We start from the raw sequence: 23,827 nt of genomic DNA, 5'->3' as shown, positions 1-23,827 counted from the left end.
CTAGGGACTGGGGATTAGGGATTAGGGATTGGATGGGATAAAACATCCGTCAATATTCCTGGACGACCTAAATGAAATCCTTGAACATAATCTACTTTTAATTTGCGTAAAGCATCTAAAATAGTTTGATTTTCGACAAATTCAGCTATGGTTTTGAGACCAATCCCTTCGGCTATATGATTAATTGCTTCCACCATCACCTTTGAGGCTTTGTTGCTATTCAATTCCTTGATAAAAGAGCCATCAATTTTTAAATAATCTACAGGTAAATTCTTTAGATAAGTCAAAGAAGACATACCTTTACCAAAATCATCGAGAGCAAAACTGCAGCCAAGATTTTTGAGAGATTTAATAAACTTTGAGACTCTATTCAGATTGGAAACTGCTACAGTTTCAGTAATTTCAAAGCAGAATAAGTCTGGAGGAAGATGGGAATCAGTCAGTTTTTGTGACAAAAACTCTAGAAAAGATTCACTATTGAGTGATGCTCCCGAAAGATTAATGGAAAAGCGGTAATTTTGCAAATCAAAGTTAGTTCCAGAAGATTCACCCTCCGAATGAAAATTGCTAAGCTTTTCCATTAAATTATTAACGACCCAAGTATCAATATCAGTAATTAGGAAGTTACGCTCTGCTATGTCTAAAAAGACATTGGGGGAAATAACTCCATTATTTTTATCTGTAAGACGCAATAAAATTTCAAAGTATCTTTTTTTGTCATCTACTTCCAAAGGAACAATGGGTTGCGCATAGAGGCTAAACAAATTTTCTTGGAGAGCTTGGCGAAGTTGTTTAACCCAGCATTTAGTTTTTTCTTGACGTTCTTTGAAGGTAGAGATGGGGTCTGAATAAACAGTAATACAATCTCGACCTCGTTCTTTAGATTGATATAAAGATAGATCGGCAGCTTTGAGCAGCAGATCGGGATTATTTTCGCAGTTGGGTATTACACTAGCTATACCAACACTAATGGTGACAACAGAATTTGCTAAGGAATCAAGATGAGGGATATTTAATTCTTTAACAGCAATCCTCATGTCTTCGGCAACTTTGATTGCTCCAGATTCGGGTGTGTGGGGTAAAATTGCAGCAAATTCTTCTCCTCCGTAACGAGTTAAAACATCTCCAGGTCGTTTAATTGTGGTAGCAATTGCTTTAGCTACTTGTTGTAAGCATTCATCTCCAAGTTGATGACCATAGGTATCATTGTAGTTTTTAAAACAATCCACATCACAGATAATTAATGACAGAGGGGAAGAGGTGCGTTTAAGCCTGTACCACTCTTTATATAGTTGTTGGTCGAAATAACGACGATTATAGAGATTAGTTAAAGAATCTACAATCGCTAGTTTGGATAATTGTTGGTAAAGTAATCCTTGTTTAATACCAATAGATAATTGGGTTGTCAACTTTTCTAGTAAGTCAATCTCTCTTATTTTCCACTGTCGGGACAATTTATATTGGTCTGCAATTAGCCATCCCCACAAGGTATTTTTAACAGTAGCAGGATCTGCCGATTGATTCGCATTAATTAAGATTGGAGCTATTAATCGTGCTTGAGGATTAAGCAAAGATTGCGCATCTAAGATAGTTTCTATTTTCTGCTTTCTGTTTTTTGTTTTATTTACTTCAATTTTATGAGTTTTGTTTTGTAGATCGGATTTACTGTAAGATATGTTGCCATTTACATTATTTGTGCAACAGATATGTTGATGATTTTTTAGATTTATGAGAAAGCAATCGTAGGGTATTTGTTCTTCAAAATCAATGGTAATACCACTAGAAGCATAGGCTTTAATCGATATGCTTTGATTGTTTATTTGAGCCAACCAAACAAGGTCACAGTCTAAGAAAGCTCTTATTTCTTCAGTTGCAGTTTCTAAGATTAATTTTAAATCTAGTGATTGACGAATGCGATCGCTAATTTTCCCTAGTAATTTTTGTTGAGCAGCATCTTGAGCTAAATTTTGACGTAAGCTCTGAAGGGAAAGATGGGTTTCAATTCGTGCTAATAATTCTTCTTCCTTAATCGGTTTAGTTATGTAATCTACCGCCCCTAATTTAAAGCCTTGTACTTTATTTTTGGTTTCTTTTAGGGCAGTCATAAAAATAACCGGGATATCTTTGGTGCTGGGGTTACTTTTTAAATGATGACAGGTAGCAAATCCATCAAAATTCGATATCATCACGTCTAATAAAATTAGGTCGGGATGATTAACTTTGGCAATTTCAATCGCTCTATTTCCACTCTGAGCAATGAGAATTTTATAACCAACTTTTTTTAAAGATTGAGATAAAAGCTGTAAATTATTGGGATTATCATCAACTATTAAAATTATTTTAGGTGGTAGAGAATTTACTAAGTTATTCATGTTAATCTTAATCTATTTTCACCCATATTATGGGTTTTAACCGACTCGGAATTAACTAGTAACCAGTAAAAATACTTGTATTATTTTTGGATATTACTAATATTGTTTTAATTTTATTTCATCATTATTACGCTTAGGAAAATATCAAATACTTGCTAGATAGGGCTTGAAGTGAAAATTGATTATTGTTTCTATAATGTTAGAAAATAAGCCTTAAAAGCTAGTAATAGCCTGGAGTTTACAAAATTGTTTCCTATTTTTATTTTTCAGTTCTAAAATTCATATTTCACACTTTACGGCGTAATAATTTCTGTAAAGCTTGGGTAATTCTCGCTAAGATCGGATTACAAGTTTTACAAATTGGGTTAGTAAAATAAGATGCACACGTCAATATCACAGCAAAATATTAACGATCGCACTGCTATAGTTATCGGCAGCAGCATGGCTGGACTTTTAAGTGCAAGGGTTTTAGCAGATTATTTTGCTCGTGTAATTGTAGTTGAGCGCGATACTTTACCCCAAGAACCCCAAACCCGTACAGGTGTTCCTCAAGCAAATCATGTTCATGTACTGCTTACTCAAGGGAAAAGAATTTTAGAAAAATTATTTCCTGGGATAGATTCAGAGATAAAGGAAGCTGGAGCACCAAAAATAGATTGGGCTAAAGAATACGCACTTTTTGGTTTTTGGGGTTGGCATCCGCATATTGAATCAAATTTGATTACCCACACTTGTAGTCGTGCATTTTTAGAATGGTTGGTACATCGTCGTCTTTTGAGTTTTGATAATATAAAGTTTCTGGAAAAGACTCAAGTTCGGGGATTGCTAAGTGATGAGTCTAATTCTCAAGTAAAGGGAGTCAAGGTATATTACTTAGATCGGAACAAAGAAGAAAAATTAAGTGCAGATTTAGTTGTGGATGCTTCTGGGCGTAATTCCCAAGCACGCAATTGGTTAAAATCAATGGGTTACCAGACGCCAGAAAAAACAGAGATCAATTCTTTTTTGGGTTACAGCACTCGTTGGTACGAACGTCCTCAAAATTTAGAAGTAAGTTGGCAAGCTTTAGGAGTTCTCTCTAAACCTCCCTATGATAAACGAGGAGGAGTTTTAGTCCCTGCAGAAGGTAATCGTTGGGCTGTAACTTTGGCAGGTATTGCTAGAGATTACCCACCTACTAATGACGAGGGTTTTATAGAATACGCCCGTACTCTACGTAATTCAGCGATTTATGATCTAATCAAAGATGCTAAACCTATTTCCAAAGTGTACGGTTATCGCCGCACAGAAAATTGCTGGTATCATTATGAAAAATTAACGCGTTTGCCAGATGCTTTAGTCACCATCGGGGATGCAGTTTGTGCTTTTAATCCGATATATGGTCAAGGAATGACAACTGCTGCTTTAGGGGCTTTAACTCTACAAAAATGCTTACAAAAGCAGCTTAGTCGTTCCGAATATACACTTAAAGGATTAACTAAAAAGTTTCAAAAACAGCTAGCTCAGGTGTTAAAAACTCCGTGGTTAATGGCGACCAGTGATGATTGTCGTTGGGAAAGTACTGAGGGTGGAAAACCCGACAGAATGACTCGTTTTATGCACAAATATATGGATGAAGTTATTTTATTATCTACCCGTCAGCCAAAATTACATCGGACATTTTTTGAAGTCATACATATGATTAAACCACCTGCGGCATTATTTGCGCCTGGAATTATTTTGGGAGTTTTAGGACAGATAATTAGTAGGAAAATTAATGGTAATTCCCCAGAGACTTTACCTACTTCTACAGAAGTTCTTTCTTAATTAATTTAGAAGAGCTATTACGAGAACAGAGAATAGGAACTATTGTATTTCACTGGGTACAATAACCGTTTACCATTCTCTGTTCTCGTAAATTTATTAATATTCTTTCGATATGCAAGTGTCAGAATCGCGTCGCTACTATGGTGCAAACTTATCTCAATACTTCAGATCCAGAGAAAGACATGCAAAGAAACTGAAAGCGTTTAGTTGTCTGCTTGAATCATAAAACTAAATTTTTCCAAAATTAGTTTTTTCCGAGCTTCAATAAATTGTTCGTAGTTGTCTAACTTCCATAAGTCTGGGTCTTTGGGAATTAGGTGCAAATCTAAATAATTATCATCTTTGTTACGAAACCAGTCTTCAGGAGGCATATCTTTTTTCCCTCCAGCACCATTTTCTTTGGCTGTCAATAACATGCAATTAGCGATTTGATCGCGTTCAAACTGCTTGTATTTGAGAATATTTTTGTAACTTGTGGTAGGGTTAATTGTTTTAACTTTACGCAGCAGAGATTGAGGAAAGATATGGTCTATCTGCGGTAAATTTGCTTCATAAGCTGGATAATAGTTAAATCCTTGGTACCACAAGTTAAAATACAAGTGAATGTATTTAGAAGAGTAATGCTGTGTTATAATACTATGTTGGGTAATGTCTAAATTTCTGCCATCTGCACGAATTACACTAAATAATTGTTTAACATCAAAATTTTCAGTTTCTTTAATTTTCCTGGTTAATTTATCAATTAATCTATCGGGATTACCGCTAAAAGCACCACTAATAAAAGTTCTGAGAATATAGGTGTCTAACTGCTCTACCCTAGACCATTTTTTTGGATAATGATAGCGAAAATAAATAATCGGAATTAATGCTAAGTAAGAAGGAACAGCTTTATCAGTTCTTAGAAAAGTTTTACCCAGTAAGAAATCTTTAACATCTTTGATGGCATTGGCTATATTATCCCAGCTTTTGATAATTTCTATTTTGGTATCTCCATCTCTGAACTTCTTAACCTTATACTGGGCTCCTCGATCAAGTAAGGTAATGCAAGTTTTTAAAATAAAATCTCTGGTAAAGCTATAATCACTTCTATTTAGTTCATCTATTAAGTTTTCCAATCTTTCATCTGCATCATCCCAACTAGATGTCAACAAAGAAAAGAGTAAATCTGATTTACCTAACTGAGTTCCACCAGAATTGGCTCTAATAAAAATTTCTACAACGTCATCTTCTTTATAGACTTCTGGATCATCAACACTATCAAGTTCCTGATATGTTAAGAAATCTACAGTACAAAATTGTTTAACAATCCTAGCAACATTTTTTCGGATATGTTTTTTATCATTTTTAGTTAATTCTGCATTACTATCATCAATAATTATTTCGGCAATCTCATCAAATGTCTCATAATTAAAAACGATATTTTTAAATTTAATCCAAGGGAATTTAGCAGTGTCAGGATTAAAAAACTTAAATTGATAACGTATATCTTCTGGTGCAACTAAGTCTCCACTGAGAATATTAAAAAATAATTCTTTCTTCTCGTAACTACCTTTTAAGGCAATAAACATACTTTGTAAGCGTTGCTGTCCATCCAAAACCAGTAATTTAGTGTGATTATTTTCTGGGATGTAAAAATCAAAAAGTTTCAAACTTTGTTTATAATGGTCGATAAACTTACGACACTTGATTTTTGCATTTGTTCGCCAAACCAACAGAGTACTGATAGGGTACTCACGCATAATTGAGTCAAATAGTCGCTCGATTTGCTCTTCTGACCAAACAAAAGGACGTTGAATGTTTGGTAACCAAAACCCACCATAGTTTTCTTCATTGTTGAGATAAGTAACTATCTTACGGATAGTTTCTTTTTGATTTTTCATAACTAAATTTATCTATGGAATCTTAGGAGATTTATTAATTGTTATTTTAGTTATGAATAAGACTTTAAACATATGTATAAATACTTATATTTAACCTGTACTTTGAAAAGCAAACTCAATCAATTTATCCCGGGAATTTTAACTCTCTCAACGCCACTTCCAAGAGGAACACAACCAAACTCCTCAACAGCATAACCATTCTGCAACCCCCACTCATAACAAATAGATGTGGGCGGCTTGCTTCTCATAACAGCAGGTATCTTTCAGTGGAGCAGACTTAAATATGTCTGTCTTGCTCATTGTCGATCTCCAATAGGATTTCTCATGTCAGAATGGTAAGAAAAGGTCAAAGGTGCCTTAAGTATGGGCCTAAAGTATGGAATGTTCTGTCTTTCTTGGCTGCTGTTCGTCTTAAGAGTGATGAATTTTCTTTGGATAGCTGTACTCGCTGTTTTCGTACTAATTGAGAAGGTTGTACCTGCTAACTATTGGGTGGGGAGCTTCACAGGTTTGTTGCTGGTTTTGTGGGGAGTTTAAATTATGGTGGGTGTGTTTGATTAAACCCATATAGTAATTACTACCAATTTATTTAGATAAACTTGGAATTGAAGGTAATTCCTCAGGATTGTAATCTCCCATTATTTCTTCAATACCTTTCATTAGATCTAAATAACCGCGATATAAATTCAATAATTCAGAGGTAATTGCTGGATTAGAAAGTATGGGATTATTCAGCAAGTTATTGTTATTGGCAAAACTATTATTAGCAAAATCAATATCTAAAGTAGATAAAGTTGATAAATTAAAATTGTCAATTACGCTGCTAATTCCTGCTTGACTAAAAATATTACCGGCAAAATCAATACTGTTATTAGCCCCAAAATTAACATTATCAAAACTAACAGAATTGAAATTGAAATCAATACTGTCGAAGCTATAAAAAGTTGTCTCAATAAAGCTTAAATAATCTAGATCTAAATTTAAATCTAAACCTGAATCAAAATCTAAACCTAGAATTTTGCGATCACTATTGATCGTTTGGGTACTATTAGTTGCCGACTGAGTAACAATTTGACGAATTTGATCGGGAGTCAGATTTGGATTCGCACTGAGCATTAATGCAACTACCCCACTAACGTGAGGAGCCGCCATAGATGTACCACTATAAGATTCATATCCATCGTTTGGGACTGTGGAGTAGACATTGACACCCGGAGCCGTGACATAAGCAGTTTCATCATTACCGGCGCGATTAGAAAAATCAGCAAATTCATTATTTTTATCTACTGCTCCAACCGCAATTCCATAATCATCTGCATAGCTAGCCGGGTACAAAGGGTTTTCCCCAGAACTATTTCCAGCAGCCATGACAACAGTCACACCACTTTTATCGGCATATGCAATTGCTAATTCTATATCCCAACTGGGATATTCACCCCCAAGACTCAGGTTAATAACATCAGCACCGTTATCTACTGCATAGTAGATTCCATCAACAATAGAACTGTAAAAACCAGAACCACTATCATCAAGTACCTTCACGGGCATAATCTGGGCATTATAGGCTATACCAGTTACACCATAATTATTATTAACGCCAGCGATAGTACCTGCAACGTGGGTACCATGTCCATCTTTGTCTAAGGTGTCGTTGTTGTCATCGTGGAAATTCCAACCGTAAATATCATCAATAAAACCATTACCGTCATCATCTTTACCGTTACCAGCAATTTCCTTACTGTTTGTCCAAATGTTATCTCTTAAATCTTGGTGATTGTAGTCAACCCCACCATCAAGCACTGCAACAACCACACCTTCTCCGGTATATCCTTCATTCCAAGCAGTTGGAGCATTTATCAAATCGGCTCCCCAATTGTTACCGCCTGAATCCGGAACTTCATTAATTTCTTTACCCGTAATTGTTTCTAAAGCTTCTTTTGTATCGATCGAGCCATAACCTGTTGAAGAGTTATAACTGCTGTTACTAACTAATCCTGAATAACTAGGATCTTGAAGACTGGAAGTATTCTTTGAAGAGAAAGTAGTGATATTTTGCCCTTTGCGATAATCGAGATTATTATTCAGATAATCAATGGACATAAATAATTTTGAGAAAAAATTGTTATTTATTAACAGCACAAAATTTTAAAAGCTTCACCAAAGTAAAGTTTTTAATTATCTATATGCTTATGAAATTAAAAATAATGTAAATAAAAAAAATAAACAGATAATTGATTTACAGATTAGTTACTAAAAAGAGAAAACTTGTCATCAAATAGTGACAGGATGTGTGATCGAGATCGACACACCCTGTATTAAATTTGAGCTAATCAATTAATTTAATCAATAATCAGCTCCAAAGTAATTTATTTGTATGACAATACGGTTATCCGCACTACGTGTATGACTAACGTCACGCTACCGCTAACACCGTAGGTGCGTGCTAACAGATAAGCCTAAATTTCTTGGTAGAGACGCGACATGTCGCGTCTCTACAGTGGTATTTGTTTTAAAAAAAGTCTTAACTGAACTGTATTGATTTATAGGATAACTATTAACTGACTAAGAAAATCCTCTATAAATTGCCATTGCTCGTCTTACCGCTGCATCAGCATTTATTAATCCATGACCGTATTCCGTGTCATAACCAATAGCACCTAGATCGGTTGCAGTTTGAGAAAGAATAGATTTAATTTGGTCTGCAGTTAAATTTTGATTGACGCTCCAAAGTAATGAAGCAATACCGGATACCATTGCTGTTGATGCAGAAGTTCCATTAAACCGGGGGTCATAACCGTGAGTATGGAAACTATTAGACCCTTCAATTATGGCATTGGTACTAAGAAACTCCGATGGAGCCATTAATGTTAAACCTTCTCCATAATTTGAACCCCACCATCCAATTCCAGAATAATCAACTCTTTGACCTGCTGTTTTTGGATTACCATACCAATCTGCTGCACCCCAAGAAGCACCGATAGCCATTACGTTACTGTATTGTGCCGCTAAGTTAGCAGGGCTAGCAATACTATTACCACCGTCATTACCAGCAGCAATTACAAAGAGAGCATTATTTTGATTGTTAGCAATTATTTGTTCGAGTTGTACTGAGTAACCACCAACTAAACTTAAGTTGACGACTGCAACCTGTCCTAGGGAATTTGCTTCTTTGATTATTGTGTCAATAGCTCCGACCAGGTTATAGTCTCCAGAATCGCCCCCTACAACATCAATGGTATAAATTGAAGAATTCCAGTTAATTCCAGCAATACCTTGACCGTTATTTGTTGCTGCTCCCATTGTTCCTTGAACGAGAGTCCCATGGGAAAAACCTTGCCATTCATCTAAATAATTATTACCAACAACAATAGTGTCTCGTAGGTCGGGGTGAAGATTACCATTGCTATCGGTACCCAAGCCCGTATCAACAACCCCCATCAGCACATTATTATTACCCTGAGTAAAACGCCACGCATTATGAACCCCTGTCATATGCAGGTTCCATTGCTGATTAAATAAAGGATCGTTAGGTATTACGGATAAATTAAGAGTAGTATCTGCAAACTGAACTACTTCGATATTTTCAAATAGGATCTGACGACCGTCACTAAATTTAATCACATCAAATACACGTGCGCCATCGCCAGGATTGTAAACAACACCTCCGTTTTCATTATTTGCAAGGTTGATTCCAACAGTGTTTGAAACATAATTGGACAAGTTTAGTGTGTCAAACAAACCTGAAGAGTAATTATAGTTGCCATTACCAGAGAAAATATTTAAGTTGTAGCCCGACTGATAAGTAAAAGTATCGGCTCCAAGAGTTCCTTGGATATGACGTGTATTACCATTTGCTGATTGAGGAATTGGAGATACTGCAACATTACTATCTCCCCCTGCTGTTGATAATGCTAAAGGACTACTACTTGTTGGTAAGGGTAAATTTGTATTGGGAAGTGATGAAAAAGTTAGATTATAATCTGTTTCGTTAACGCTGTATGGATAAATATATATGTAATATTTTCCGGCTTCTAAAGTTTCAAAAATTGATTCATCAGAACCTAGATTCATCGAACTAGAAACGATATCACCATTGATGTCAAGTAACTGTACATCAATGTCAATATCAATATCACTATCGCTATCCCTATTATTATTAAGACTGCTTACTGTTATATCAATATCGCTTCTACCATCTAAAGTGAATTGGTAATAATCATTTAGATCTAAACCACCAATGCGATCGCTAATCGTTGCTCGATTTTCTAATTTGTAGGCTTCGGTAAGACTATCTCCTCCTAGATCTAAAAGTTCTGCACCAACAGTTAATCTATATCGGATATCCGCGTCTTCTTCGTAAGGATAAACTTGGATATAGTAATCACCTTCTTCCAAAATTTCATTGATAGATTCTGATCTTGCACCACCCCGATTGGAATAAGCTATTAATTCGTCTCCATCTATTTGCAAGTTAGAATTGCGATCTTGAACTAGAGTGACGTCAGCATCGGCACTCAAATCATCCAAGTACAAGTTAAAACTGCTACTAGCACCGATAGTAAATTTATAGAAGTCACTTCCTTCTAACGAACTGACTGCATCAGTAATAATGACATTGTCAGTACCAAGATTTATATCGAAGGGATTTGAAATTTCCACTGCCATAATTTTAAGCCTGTGGTGGTACTACATATTCCATGAAAGTCGATTGTCTCTTAATTTACAAACCTATTAGGCTATCTTGTTCTAATTTTTACGAATCAGTAACCAGTATTTTATTAAGTTTTTATATTGGTATAAAGTCACTTTTTTTACATTTAGTCCTTGCAGTATTATGAAGAGTTGATGAAAAATATACTGATGACAAAATATTACTCTATCTTTCTACAGCAAAAAAATTAGGTTCTTCTTACTTCTTACTTCTTACTTCTTACTCAAATCCTCTTCTCCTGCTAGTCTGAGAAAAATACTTAGTGTTGATAATTTTTAAAGATGTTCCTGGAAAATTATGTGATGAATTCCGGGCTACTTGGAATTGGGCTAAATACAGTTTTAGTTTTCATAGCCTGGATCGCTCCCAAAAAACTTTTAACTCCTGCAGGTTTAATACATGCTTGGTTTTTGGGTGCAATACTTTGGTTAACTTTAGGATGGCAAGGATATTTACTGGTAATATTTTATTTCTTGGTAGGTTCTGCTGTTACCCGTATTGGCATGGCAGAAAAAGAAGCTTTGGGTATTGCTGAAGAACGTTCTGGAACCAGAGGTCCGGGAAATGTTTGGGGTTCGGCATTTACGGGTTCGGTTTGTGCTTTAGCTGTCTTAGCAGTTCGTTTGTTTTACTCGACAACCGATGGAGATCTGAAAAAAACCATAGTGTCCCTACTGATTTTAGGATTTGTCGCTAGCTTTAGTACTAAACTTTCTGATACTTCTGCAACTGAAGTTGGTAAAGCTTATGGTAAAAGTACTTATTTAATTACGACTTTAAAACCTGTTCCCCGTGGTACCGAAGGAGCTGTGAGTTTAGAAGGAACCATCGCCGGTATTTTTGCTTCCGCTGCGATCGCATTTGTGGGATGGGGAATTGGTCTGATTGATTTAATCGGAGTTTTGTGGTGTACGCTTGCTGCTTTTATTGCGACTAATATTGAAAGTGTTATCGGCGCAACTTTAGAATCACGCTATGATTGGCTTACCCATGACGTTGTCAATATTTTAAATACTTCAATCGGAGCAATTGCTGCGATCGCACTAGCTTTGTTGTGGAAAAGTTTTTCCTGAAGTTGGGGATTGGGGATTGGGTAATGGGTAATTGGTAATTGGTAATGGGTAATGGAAAAGTATAGCGGATTGGTACAGCCAAAAAGCTAAAAATTAGATGTAAAGCAGGTTTCACTCCTAGCTCCTGTCTCCTGATTCCTGACTCCTGACTTCTGAATCCTGACTCCTGTCTCCTGCTAGAAATATTGAAAATACCTTTATTTAAGTCTCAATTCCTAGTTCCCAATTCCTAAATTAACGCTACAATTACGGGATATTTCGCTCAGTCAATTCTTGAAGTTGAATCGTTAAATTGCTTTGCGCAAAAAGATAAATGATATCGGGGAATCATAACACTTAAGATCTTCGGCAAATTATTTTAAGTGTTTATACGTAATTACTTCGTATATTACTTGCTGTTTAATCCTTCTAGATTTAGGATATCTATGGTGAATTTGTGAAAGGATATTCTTCTAGAATGTAAATTATTTGATATCAAGGCTTGCACTATTTATTAGTCGTTTGTACGTATTCATTTTATGGAACCTTTACAGTTTTTGACCGTAGACGAACAACCAATAGGTATAGGGGAAGTAATAAAATATTTGCGAGCTTCAGGAAAGTTAGGACATTTTATAGGAGATCTTCTCCGCCAAAAAGTTATAGAACAAGAAATTAAAGCTAAAGAAGATGAAATAGAACTTAATTCTGCAATTGTCGAACAGGCTGCGATCGACTTTAGGCTCAAAAATCAACTTACTGAACCTCAAAAGTTTCAGGAGTGGCTAGTTAAAAATAATACTGATTACACCACTTTTCATGAATCTATATCTTTTGGTTTTAAGTTAGACAAGCTCAAAGTTTTAGTTACAGAGGGAAAAATTTCCGAATATTTCATCGAACGTAAGATTTTTCTGGATCGAGTAGTTCTCTCAAGGATAATTGTTGATACTCGAGAATTGGCTGAAGAGTTACAAACTCAAATTCAAGAAGGTGTTAGCTTTGAGCAATTAGCCAGGGAATATTCGCTCACAGATGACCGCATTCTTAACGGGATGATGGGAGCAGTGAGTAGGGGAACAATGCCGGATGTACTGCGTGCTGCAGTGGATATAGCTAATGCTGGGGATTTATTAGGACCGATCCAATTAGAGGAACGCTATGGTTTGTTTCGGGTCGAACAATTTCTCCCGGCGACTTTGGAAGATACTCAGTTAAAAAAAGCCCTACAAAATGAATTATTTGAGAAATGGCTAGCGGAGAAAATTCAAAAACTGACAGTCAAGTTGGAAGTGAAGTAACAGCAGTTGATGATTCTTTTGCGGCTCAAGTGCTAGCTTCTTTGGCTTGGAATCAACCACCATTGTCTTGGTTAACGACCGAGCAACAGTCTCGAGTGGAAGAACACGGGGAAGTATTACGCTACAAGTTAGGAGAAAAAATCTGGTCATCTTTCTCGACAGAATACCAATTTTTGATTGTTTCTGGTAAGGTGCGTTGGCGAGATGAAAAGACCAGCCAACCAATAGGAACAATAGATGCAGGGAATTGGTTTGGCGATTTAAAAAAGTCAGTTATCGATTGTAAAGCAGTTGCAGCAAGTAAGGAAGTTATTGTTGTTCGTTGGGAAACTGCTGTTTGGGAGGAACTCACTACGCCTCAAATAGTTGAATTCTGGCGTGAGGGTGGTTTGGAAACATCTAAAAAAACTTCTGAGAAAACGATTGATGCAGGTTTGACTCATAACGGTTTCATTTCCCAGCAAATTAATACTGAAGTTACAGGTGAAGAAGCTGCAGAGCAAACAATTACAAATCAACAATTTCAAGGTCAGCCAAGTCCACCTAAAATACCAGAATTAGCAGTAAATAAGAGTGGCTATTCTGGTGATACAGAACCCCAGTCAAATCATTCTCCTCGTCAAGAATATAGTTACTCTAGTACTCGCCAAAGTTTAGTTAACCTGATACTTCCTCCTCAAGGTTTGAATTCTGCAGCTTATCCATTTGTTAGTAGTTCCAATACGGGAGCGGCTTGTTTAACAATGGTGGCGCAACAGTTAGAACACCCTGTAAAACTAGAATGGGTACAACGCCAACTCAGAGGACAACGTGCAAAACATTTGATTGAAGCTTCGGAAAAGTTAGGTTTTGTTTTGCGTCGCTTGCAAATTAATAGTTGGAAGGAATTACGACAACTTTCATATCCAGTTTTACTACGATGGGGTACATCTGGTCACAATGACGGTAATTGGGTGGTAGCTTATGCTATGGTTGGCGATCGCCTAATTATTGCTAATCCCCTCAATACAGAGCAACGTTGTGAAAGTCTTACCCAAGAGATAGTTGAAGAATACTGGGATGGTAAACTCTGGCAAGCAGAACTAGTTCAAAAACAAGAAAAATTTAATTTAGGTTGGTTTACTCCCGCTGTTTGGCGCTATAAAGGTTTACTTTCAGAAGTTTTAATAGCATCTTTTACTCTACAGTTATTGGGTTTAACTACCCCATTAATTACTCAAGTCATCATTGATAAAGTCATGGTGCAGGAGAGTTTACCAACTCTCGACGTCATGGCGATCGCTTTATTATTGGTTGCGGTTTTTGAAGCGGTTCTGGGAATTCTCCGTTTATTTATTTTTACCCATACAGCCCGTCGCTTAGATTTAAGTTTATCGGCGCAATTATTTCGCCACTTAATGCGCTTACCCTTAGCTTATTTTGAATCGCGACGGGTGGGGGATACGGTAGCACGGGTGCAAGAACTGGAACAAATTCGTCAATTTCTTACCGGTACAGCATTAACAGTGGTACTCGATAGCATCTTTGCTGTGGTCTACCTGGCGTTAATGTTTTATTACAACCTTTCCCTAACTTTAGTTGCTTTAGCAGTACTACCTTTATTTGCCACATTAACCTTAATCGCCACACCGATTCTCCGTAACTGGCTCAACCAAACTTTTAATAGTAGTGCTGATAGTCAATCATTTTTAGTCGAGACAGTCACCGGAATTCACTCCGTTAAAGCCCATGCAGCCGAACCCGTAGCTCGCGATCGCTGGGAAGGATTATTTGCTCGGTTTGTTCGTACTGGATTTAAAGCTTCTACCACTTCCAATATCAGTAGTAATATTGGTGATTTTTTAACTAATTTTTCTAGTTTATTAATTCTGTGGTTTGGAGCCAAATTAGTTATCGAACAGAAGCTAACGGTCGGTCAATTGGTAGCCTTTCAAATGCTTTCTGGACGGGTAACGGGACCACTTTTACGTTTGGTGCAACTATGGCAAAATTTGCAACAAGTTCTTCTATCAGTAGATCGAATTGGGGATATTCTTAACGTTGCTCCCGAAGCTGAACCAGGAACGGGTTTAGTTCTACCAACCCTCAAAGGACAAGTTACCTTCGAGCAAGTATTCTTTCGCTATAAAAGTAACACCGAACCCGTATTACGGGGAATTTCCTTCGATGCTCAACCAGGACAATTTGTCGGTATCGTCGGACGCAGTGGTTCTGGTAAAAGTACTCTCTCCAAGCTTTTACAGCGCCTGTACCAAATTGAATCGGGTCGGATTTTAGTAGATGGTTTTGATATTAAAAGTGCTGATATTGCATCCTTGCGTCAGCAAATAGCTGTAGTTCTCCAAGAAGATTTTTTGTTTAATGGTACCATCTTAGAAAATATTACTTTGGGACATCCTGACATTAGCGCCGAAGAAGTTGTTGAAGCTGCGAGACTTGCAGTCGCCCATGATTTTATCAGTCAACTTCCCCACGGTTACGAAACCAATGTGGGTGAAAGGGGTACAGCATTATCTGGGGGACAACGTCAACGGATCGCCCTTGCAAGATTATTCCTTTCCCATGCTCCAATTTTAATTTTGGATGAAGCAACTAGTGCCTTAGATAGCGAAACCGAACAACAAGTTCTGCAAAACTTACAAAAAATCTCTGAAGGAAGAACAGTATTTCTGATTGCTCACCGTTTTGCACCTCTGAAGCGTGCTGACTTGATATTAGTGATGGAAAAAGGTGTCATTGCGGAGCGGGGTAACCACCCAGAATTATTACGACAAAAAGGTTTGTATTGGTCGCTGTATCAAAGACAGCAAGCAAATGTTTAGGACTCCATAAATATTGCTGCTTTCGTTAGTGGGTAAAACCCTGGAGGATAGTCTATCAATCAACGTTGAGAATATCAGCAACTATATTTGTTTGCAGTTCTAATTTTTGACGAATTTTTCTGCCGTTTTTTCTACCAGTCACCAATACAACTTGCTTTTCAGAAGGCTCTACTCCCTCCTGGTAACGGATTCCTATTGTCGACATCTTTTTCTTAGCGAGTAATCCCCAGACTCCGAAAGCAAAGACTGCACCAGGATCAATTTTCTTTCTTTCAGAGTAAGATAAAGACTTAATAGTCTTCATTGGAATCACAACTTCTTTTGTATCTTTTTCTCCTTCTAAAATATCCAATCTTTTTCCAGTCTCAACATAGAACTTGACTAGATCGTTGGTAACATGAACCTTACATCTCGTACTTTTTTCGTCACCACTGAAAAGACATTTAGCTTTTTTCCCAAGACGATTATCAAGTGAAATCGGAGCTTTATAGCCTTCACATCTGGAATTCAAAGGAAATTTTGAGCAGAGATTTTGGAGGTCATCAACCTCTCCCGCTCTTACAACTTCTGCTACTGGTGCAAACTGCATACATAACAAAATAGGTAGTAATATTAACTTAATAAGTTTCATGATTTTTCTGTCCAAGAATAAAAATTACTTTTATCCTCCGAAAATCCATCAGCAGATCATAACAATCGGTTATTTTCGGAGGTTTAGTTGAAGCTTTTACAGAACTATTCTTTCACGCTCTGCGATTTAAGGCTTGATTACAACCTTGTCCTAACTATATTTTAGACTTATTCTAAGTGCTTGAGGAGCTTTGCAACAAATATTTAATGCTTGAACAAGAATATTTTCAGAGTATTTAAGAGGGTTAAGGAAAAGTTATTGCTACAGGGCTGCAAAACGAATATCCACAAGTGCAAAATCTAGCAGCAGATAAGTTGGGAGAATATGAGATTAATAAATTACGATCTCATATTAAGGAAATTGCACCCCAAGTTGCCCAACTCCTGAAAGAAGAACCCGATCGTGGAGGAATTATAGCGGTTTGCAGCATTAGAACTCCGAGAAAAATTAATTCAATATGCAGCAGACACTAAAGACCATACAGTTAGCGATAACTTTATTCAATTGTTGAGGAGAAAATAATTGAACAAGTCATGAAAAATATATAAGAAAAAACCAATTACCAATTACCAATTACCAATACTTGTTTGTTTATACTTATTTACTTAAATAATCTTGGTATTGTATCTTATTTGAGTAATAAATTCGATATTTAATTTTGTTTTTTAAGAGTATTTAAGATAGTTTTTCAATATACAAAAAAATCTAATTTAATTACAAAATACAAGAACATAAAATTCTTTATATTCCCATATTAAATATTTAAACAAAGAAGTATTTTTATGGATAGTATTCTTAGTTTAAAAGTGTAAAAATTTACGGTAGTACCTATTGAGGTCTTACCGAATGGATGAACAGCGTCTGCGCGCTTATCTGACACTGATTCAAGAACTGCTACGATGTCCGAGTGGAGAAGAACTGGCACTATTGAAAGAACATTCAGATCTGCTTGATGCTGATTTCATTAAAATTATGGAACATGTAGCAAATCAAGCAGAAGAGCAGGGTGCACAAGGGGCTGCTTATTTTTTACGAAATTTAGCACAACAGTTAAAAGAAGCAGTAGAACAAGCATCGGGAAATCTTGAAAGTGATCCCGAAGATCGTTATTCTGCTTACATTAAATTAATTGAAACTTTATTAAACTGTCCTAGCGGTTCAGAAGCAGAAGTTTTACGTAAAAATCAAGAATTAATTGATAGAGGTTTTATTCTTAAAGTTACTCAAGTAGCAGGAATGTTGGAGGAGATTGGCGAAGAAAGAGCCGCTAATTTCTTACAAAATATTGCTGCTCCCCTTGCTGAAGGATTAATTACTTCATTACCGCCAGATGTTTCGAAAAGTCATATAGATTTTCTGGCGGAGGCTTTACGAATAACTTCTAACAGTAATGCTAACGCTAAGATGGTTTATCCATTATTACAAAATAATTTGGATAAACTGAATCTAACATTAGCTAAAGCAATTACGGAGTGGGTCAAGGATATTACAACTAGAGTCCAGCCCCCCATCGCCCAAAGTATTGCTGTCGATATTGTTCACTTTAGTATCTTGATTCAAAGATTTCCCTTGGGAAACCATAGTGATAATCTGGAAATTGCTGTTAGTGGATATCATGCAGCATTGACAATTTTTGAGCGCGATCGCTTTTCCGAACAATGGGCTGGAACTCACAATAACCTTGGTAACGCTTATGTGGAAAGGGTGCAGGGCGACCGATCTGATAATTTAGAACAAGCAATTGCATCTTATAAAGCTGCTGCAGAAGTCTACGGAAGAGATAGCAATCCTGATGATTGGGCGATGGTGCAAAATAATCTTGGTACTGCTTATTTCAACCGTATTTTAGATGAAAAAGCAGAAAATATTGAAATTGCCATTGAACATTACCTAAATGCACTGCAAATCTATCAACGAGAACTAACTCCCTATAAATGGGCTGCAATTCAATTTAATCTTGGTAATGCTTATAGCGATCGCATTTTTGATGATAGAGAAGAAAATATTGAACTGGCAATTGAATACTATTTAGCAGCATTAGAAGTATATCAACGTGAACGTACTCCCAGCGAATGGGCAATGGTTCAATATAATTTAGGTAACACTTATAGAAATCGTATTCGTGGAGATGAAGCTGAAAATCTAGATTTTGCTAACAGATGCTATTTAGCTGCCTTAGAAATATACAAAAATAATCAGCTTCCACCACAAGAATCATAGATTCGGATTCAATAGCAATCACTTAAGGGTAAATGTTACGAAAATAGCTATTTTAGAAAGTGTATCTTGGGGGCGCATGGCAGTGCACCTACGTCTTTATAGTATGGTGGGCGATGCCCACTTCATACTATAAATAATATAGATAAAATTGTATAAATAAAAAATACAAAAATTACAAATTTTGTATTAACATTAACTCCAACAATTATTTACTTATTGCATTATTTACACTTTATTTTATACATCTTGACATAGTAATTTATATCACTTGTTTTATAGTTAAAAAAATTATCAAAATTTTAAAATAAGACTTGAAAATTAACTAAAACTCTTTCAGAACAAGACTAACAGGCTAATCTATTTATTTCATTTCCGATACATGATAGTTTAAAAATCTACAAATTAAGATAGAATACTTTTTGTTTTTTCTACAAAGGAATTTTAAGTTTGCTGACGTTTTATCAGTATTTTGAGTTTAAGCTAGGATTTTAGTTAAAAATACCCAAGTATATTTATAAGCAATTAGAATAATCATATGATAGTCACAGATCAAAAGCGCTTCCGTGCATATCAAAATCTAATTGAAGAATTATTGAGTTGTGAAAAAGGTCAAGAAAAAGATGTTTTAAAATCAAATCAAGATTTAATTGATGAAGAATTAATCCAAATCTTGCTTTCAGAAGCAGATAAAGCATCTAGTAAAGGCAATGATTTTGTTAGTAACTTGATGTTATCAATTGCGATGTATATTGGTGAAGAGTTAGATTCTATATCATCTACAATTGATCGAAAAAAATTAGAAAATTTAGACGGACAACAAAAACAAAACTACCTACAATTTATCCTACAAATTCTGGAAGTTACAGCGGAAAGTCAAGGTAGAAAAGAATCAGTCTATCCTATGATGATGGATAATATTGATAAATTAGATTCATCATTTACCGGAATTTTACGCCAGTGGGGAACTAATATCTTATCTGGCAATAAGTCAGAAGATGCAGAGTCTCTAGCAGCAATTTTAGTCGAGTTCGGTAATTTAATTAGCCAGTTTGATGCAGGTGATAAAGCTAATAATATTGAAATAGCTATTGTTTGCCATAAAATGGCTCTCACAGTATTTGACCCGGATAAATTCCCCTTTGATTGGAGCACTACCCAAAATAATTTGGGAACAGCTTTTTTCTATAGAATTAATGGAAACAGGGCAGCCAATATCGAGAAAGCAATTGCAGCTTATAATGAAGCACTCAAAACTTTAAAACAGGTTCCCCTACCACAGCAATGGGTGGCAATAAAATATAACTTAGCTAATGCTTATCGTCATCGTAGTAGGGGTAACCATAGTGAGAATTTGGAACAAGCTATTGAAGCTTACACTGAAGCCCTATCAGGTTACACGCGGGATACTTCACCTTTGGATTGGGCAAGAATTAAAAATTATTTGGGTGATATTTATTATGAGAGAATTAAGGGTGATCGGGGACAAAATTTAGAAAAAGCAATTGAGTTTTATAATGCGGCCTTAGAAGTAATTACAGCTCGAATTAATCCCACTGAATGGGCAACAATCCAAAATAATTTAGGTAATGCTTTCCGTAACCGCGTGAAGGGTAATGAAGCTGAAAATTTAGAACAAGCAATTAATGCCTATAAACGAGCTTTAGGAGTTTATACTAGCAATACTTATCCTGAAGAATGGGCAATGACGCAAAATAATTTAGGTAATGCTTTTCGTCATCGACTTTACGGGGATACAGCGGAAAATATAGAGCAAGCCATCAACGCATATCGTGCTGCATTGCAGGTAATCACTCGAGAAAACTGTGCAAAACAATGGGCAATGACACAAAATAATTTGGGTAATGCTTACCGCAACCGGATCGAGGGTAACCAATTTGAGAATTTAGAAAGGGCGATCGCTGCTTATAATGCAGCATTAAAAGTAATTACTCGGGAAACTTTCCCACAACAATGGGCGAGAATCCAAAATAATTTAGGTCATGCTTATCGTTATCGGGTCAAAGGCTCTCAACCTGAAAATATCCAACAGGCGATGAGAGCTTATAAGAAAGCTTTATCTGTTTATAATCGTCGCGATTTCCCCCAAGAATGGGCAACAACACAAAATTATTTGCACTCAGTTTCTTATGTGAAACCTCAAAACAATCGATCCCCAGGTCTGAAGGCTACTATCAGGTCTAATTTACTTTATCAACATTAGCTTGATTTTAATTGGTTGTATTTTTAGAATTAACAATAGCCAACAAAATATGTAATTAGTAGCATTAGGCTGATCGGGGTGTAATGAAAATAATGCTTGTAGGTATTTAATTAAATAGAGAACATACTATTATCGATTAACTATGAATCATTAACTATAGCCAGCCAACAGACAAGATACTTGTGAAATTAGATTATGAAATTAAGTAAGTAGGCAAGAAAAAAGTAAACTCTGTAAAGAAATATAAAATAATCGCATTTGGCTCGTAGTAGCACTAAAGGGCTAAAGCACTATTACAAACAAGTTATGATTTTTCTTACTAACCTACTTAGATTATAAAATTAGAAATAATTTTATTAATTTAACGCCGATGTAATAAATTGGTAACAAAGGGAAAATTTTTAGCATTTTGGTAGATTTTGTTGAGTTTATCTGTTGCCTCGGAATCTATTTCACCTTTGTGGGTGCAAATTAGCTTGGTTGCTGTCTGGATATTGCTAATTGCTCTTGCAGCATGGTTTGTATGGCGTCTAGGGAGTGATGATTCAGAGGTTATACGCAAAATAGTTCATATTGGTACTGGCAATGTGATTTTACTCGCTTGGTGGTTAGACATACCTGCCATTGTCGGTATTGTAGCTTCAGCGATCGCTAGTGTTGTCACATTGTTGTCTTATCGCTTCCCTATTCTTCCGGGAATTAATAGTGTTGGTCGTAAAAGTTTGGGAACATTTTTCTATTCTGTGAGTATTGGAATTCTGATTGCTTGGTTTTGGAATATTCAACAACCACAGTATGCTGTTTTGGGTGTTTTAGTCATGGCTTGGGGCGACGGTTTAGCAGCTTTGATTGGAAGGCGTTTTGGAAAAAACAAGTATGAAGTTTTTGGCGGACAGAAAAGCTTGGAAGGATCTGCAACTATGGCTGTTGTGACTTTTACTGTCAGTTTTTTAGTCTCTATTTTCGTGAGTGGTAACTTTTGGCAGGCTGCTTTAGTATCAACAATGGTTGCAGTAATTACAACTGCATTAGAAACCTTTTCTTTATTGGGTATTGATAATTTGACTGTTCCTTTAGGTAGTGCAACTATAGCATATATATTAGACCGGTTAACACAAGGTATTGGTTAAAGATAAAAGCGTACCTTAAGTATTGCGCGATCATGAGTTCATACAGCGCTACGCGTAATTCTCAATTATGAACTGCTTGAGATTTTGCTCTTCTCAAGCTCGACGGTCGGTAATTAAGCAACAAGCAATACTTGTTAAAACACTCATTAACAGCACCTGTTAAACAATTATCTGAACAGAATTAATTTAACATTTCTTCGTATTTACTAACAGTTGAAGACACTGTTAATGTAGTCTCGCTGTCAGCCTAATAAGCAATTTTGCTTACTTGCTTCAGATCTATATTCCACCTCTTGAAATCAAATATCCAGCAGCAAAATAATAACTCATTGCGTATTAAGTTATATAGATTAAAAGTGAAAACAGTGAAAAATTGCCAAAATCATCCAAGTTTGAAATCTATTTGGAGTTGAACAATACATTAGAACTATAAATAATAGGTAGTATATAAGCCTAAGTATTAATGACGTTTTATATGTAGTTAATTTATCATTAACAAACTACCGATTTATGCTTGACTATAAGCATCATTTGTTTTAATGCCACAAAATATACACTTATAACCAATAGATCATTTTTTTTAATAATAAACGTCATTTAATTGTCTTTTAACTTATAAAATAATTTGACATAAACAAGCAAATATAAATGACCCCTTGTTGCACCACATAGTAAAGGTTTCAAGGATTTTTTCCATACGAAATTTTCCTGGTTTATCAGAACTTATATCAGCCAAATTGAAGATATTTTTGTGCAAGGGTGCAAAATAATATTGCAGGTATGCCGATAATTTTGCTGTGTTTGTTCCAGACAATCGGTTAAACTTTATAGTTGTATAGTTGTCAGGATCATTGCTTGCAACTACCTGAAGCTATGTGGTAATTGCATTCTCGTAGTTCATTGACCCCGACTTCACTTGTGAGAAATTCACTAAAAGCATGATGGAATTTACCAAAGATTTTAAGATTCCCGATCCAGTTCCCCAAGCAGGTATCGAGCAAGCGGTAAAATTGATGGAAACGGGGCGAATGTATCGCTACAATTTCCACGCAGAATTCGAGGAAGAAATAGACCCCTCTGAATTAGATGATGAGTTAGCAACTGAAGTCACTAAATTGGAATATGAATTTAGTCGCTATATAGAACATAAATATGCGATCGCTGTGAATTCTTGCGGTAGCGCTCTTTTTATGAGTCTTAAAGCCGCTGGATTAGAATATCAAGATAAGGTATTCAGTAATGCTTTTACCTTTACTGCAGTTCCGAGTAGTATTGTTCATGCTGGTGGTATTCCCATATATCTGGAATGCAACTCTCAGTATCTAATTGACGTTGAAGACTTCAAACGCAAGATCAAAGAACATCCTGATGCCAAATACTTCATCGCATCCCACATGCGAGGACATGTATCGGATATGGAAGCTATTAAAGAAATTTGCGATGAAGAAGGAATTTACCTAATAGAGGACTGCGCCCACAGTTTAGGTGCAAAGTGGAGCAATGGCAAGCATGTAGGACATACCGCCAAAATAGCCTGCTTTAGCAGCCAAAGTTACAAGATGCTTAACTCTGGTGAAGGAGGATTTATTGCGACGTCTGACGAAAGAGTTGCAGCTTACTGCATCTTGGCTGCTGGTTGTTACGAAAAACTTTACAAAAAACATTTAGCTCGACCTTTCAA

General features: G+C 36.1%; 15 protein-coding genes and 1 pseudogene. 10 read left to right on the top strand and 6 right to left on the bottom strand.

The window, feature by feature from the left end; all coding sequences use genetic code 11:
• Nucleotides 1-14: 14 nt before the first annotated feature.
• Nucleotides 15-2,372: an EAL domain-containing response regulator gene (locus tag QNJ50_RS16460; protein WP_300637111.1), complete on the bottom strand. Its 2,358-nt coding sequence runs from the start codon at nt 2,370-2,372 to the stop codon at nt 15-17.
• A gap of 378 nt (nt 2,373-2,750) precedes the next feature.
• Here QNJ50_RS16460 and QNJ50_RS16455 point away from each other — a divergent pair, with 378 nt between their 5' ends.
• The gene (locus tag QNJ50_RS16455) at nt 2,751-4,178 is read left to right on the top strand and encodes an FAD-dependent monooxygenase (protein WP_300637109.1); all 1,428 of its coding nucleotides are present in this window, start codon (nt 2,751-2,753) and stop codon (nt 4,176-4,178) included.
• Between the two features lie 203 nt (nt 4,179-4,381).
• Here QNJ50_RS16455 and QNJ50_RS16450 read toward each other — a convergent pair whose 3' ends face one another.
• Nucleotides 4,382-6,058, bottom strand: coding sequence for a DUF262 domain-containing protein (locus QNJ50_RS16450; protein WP_300637107.1), 1,677 nt, complete (start codon nt 6,056-6,058; stop codon nt 4,382-4,384).
• A 119-nt stretch (nt 6,059-6,177) separates the two neighbouring features.
• Nucleotides 6,178-6,306, bottom strand: a complete 129-nt coding sequence (locus QNJ50_RS16445) for a hypothetical protein (RefSeq protein WP_300637141.1) — start codon at nt 6,304-6,306, stop codon at nt 6,178-6,180.
• Between QNJ50_RS16445 and QNJ50_RS16440 the strand changes: the two are divergent.
• Nucleotides 6,287-6,595 (top strand): annotated as a pseudogene (locus QNJ50_RS16440) (DUF2182 domain-containing protein). The gene QNJ50_RS16445 and the pseudogene QNJ50_RS16440 sit on opposite strands and share 20 nt — an antisense overlap.
• A 48-nt stretch (nt 6,596-6,643) precedes the next feature.
• Here QNJ50_RS16440 and QNJ50_RS16435 read toward each other — a convergent pair.
• Nucleotides 6,644-8,158 carry a S8 family peptidase gene (locus QNJ50_RS16435; RefSeq protein ID WP_300637105.1) on the bottom strand — a complete coding sequence of 505 codons (1,515 nt, stop codon included), beginning with the start codon at nt 8,156-8,158 and terminating at the stop codon, nt 6,644-6,646.
• Between the two features lie 462 nt (nt 8,159-8,620).
• Entirely contained in the window at nt 8,621-10,723 is a 2,103-nt protein-coding gene (locus QNJ50_RS16430) for a S8 family serine peptidase (RefSeq protein WP_300637103.1), read from the bottom strand.
• 348 nt (nt 10,724-11,071) lie between these two features.
• On the opposite strand from QNJ50_RS16430, the gene QNJ50_RS16425 reads away from it, so the two are divergent.
• From QNJ50_RS16425 to QNJ50_RS16415, 3 genes are all read left to right on the top strand, one after another.
• On the top strand, nt 11,072-11,842 hold the full coding sequence (locus QNJ50_RS16425) for a TIGR00297 family protein (protein WP_300637101.1): 771 nt from the start codon (nt 11,072-11,074) through the stop codon (nt 11,840-11,842).
• A gap of 518 nt (nt 11,843-12,360) precedes the next feature.
• Nucleotides 12,361-13,122: a peptidylprolyl isomerase gene (locus QNJ50_RS16420; RefSeq protein WP_300637099.1), complete on the top strand. Its 762-nt coding sequence runs from the start codon at nt 12,361-12,363 to the stop codon at nt 13,120-13,122.
• Nucleotides 13,071-15,944 carry a peptidase domain-containing ABC transporter gene (locus QNJ50_RS16415; protein WP_300637097.1) on the top strand — a complete coding sequence of 958 codons (2,874 nt, stop codon included), beginning with the start codon at nt 13,071-13,073 and terminating at the stop codon, nt 15,942-15,944. The genes QNJ50_RS16420 and QNJ50_RS16415 overlap by 52 nt, the downstream gene beginning before the upstream one ends.
• A 55-nt stretch (nt 15,945-15,999) precedes the next feature.
• On the opposite strand, the gene QNJ50_RS16410 is transcribed toward QNJ50_RS16415, so the two are convergent.
• On the bottom strand, nt 16,000-16,575 hold the full coding sequence (locus tag QNJ50_RS16410; RefSeq protein WP_300637095.1) for a hypothetical protein: 576 nt from the start codon (nt 16,573-16,575) through the stop codon (nt 16,000-16,002).
• A gap of 290 nt (nt 16,576-16,865) precedes the next feature.
• Between QNJ50_RS16410 and QNJ50_RS16405 the strand changes: the two genes are divergently transcribed.
• From QNJ50_RS16405 to QNJ50_RS16385, 5 genes are all read left to right on the top strand, one after another.
• Entirely contained in the window at nt 16,866-17,048 is a 183-nt protein-coding gene (locus tag QNJ50_RS16405; RefSeq protein WP_300637093.1) for a hypothetical protein, read from the top strand.
• 373 nt (nt 17,049-17,421) lie between these two features.
• Nucleotides 17,422-18,795 carry a tetratricopeptide repeat protein gene (locus tag QNJ50_RS16400; protein ID WP_300637091.1) on the top strand — a complete coding sequence of 458 codons (1,374 nt, stop codon included), beginning with the start codon at nt 17,422-17,424 and terminating at the stop codon, nt 18,793-18,795.
• A gap of 535 nt (nt 18,796-19,330) precedes the next feature.
• Nucleotides 19,331-21,016: a tetratricopeptide repeat protein gene (locus QNJ50_RS16395; protein WP_300637089.1), complete on the top strand. Its 1,686-nt coding sequence runs from the start codon at nt 19,331-19,333 to the stop codon at nt 21,014-21,016.
• Between the two features lie 419 nt (nt 21,017-21,435).
• Nucleotides 21,436-22,146 (top strand): diacylglycerol/polyprenol kinase family protein, encoded by a 711-nt coding sequence (locus tag QNJ50_RS16390; protein WP_300637087.1) that lies wholly within the window; start codon nt 21,436-21,438, stop codon nt 22,144-22,146.
• Nucleotides 22,147-23,084: 938 nt separating this feature from the next.
• Nucleotides 23,085-23,827, top strand: a 743-nt coding sequence (locus QNJ50_RS16385) for an aminotransferase class I/II-fold pyridoxal phosphate-dependent enzyme (protein WP_300637085.1), incomplete at its 3' end; no start/stop codon positions are given.

The organism is Mastigocoleus sp. MO_188.B34 (assembly GCF_030065675.1).
Lineage (GTDB): Bacteria > Cyanobacteriota > Cyanobacteriia > Cyanobacteriales > Nostocaceae > Mastigocoleus.
The sequence above is the reverse complement of the archived record's forward strand: the minus strand, read 5'-3'. Positions and strand labels throughout refer to the sequence as shown.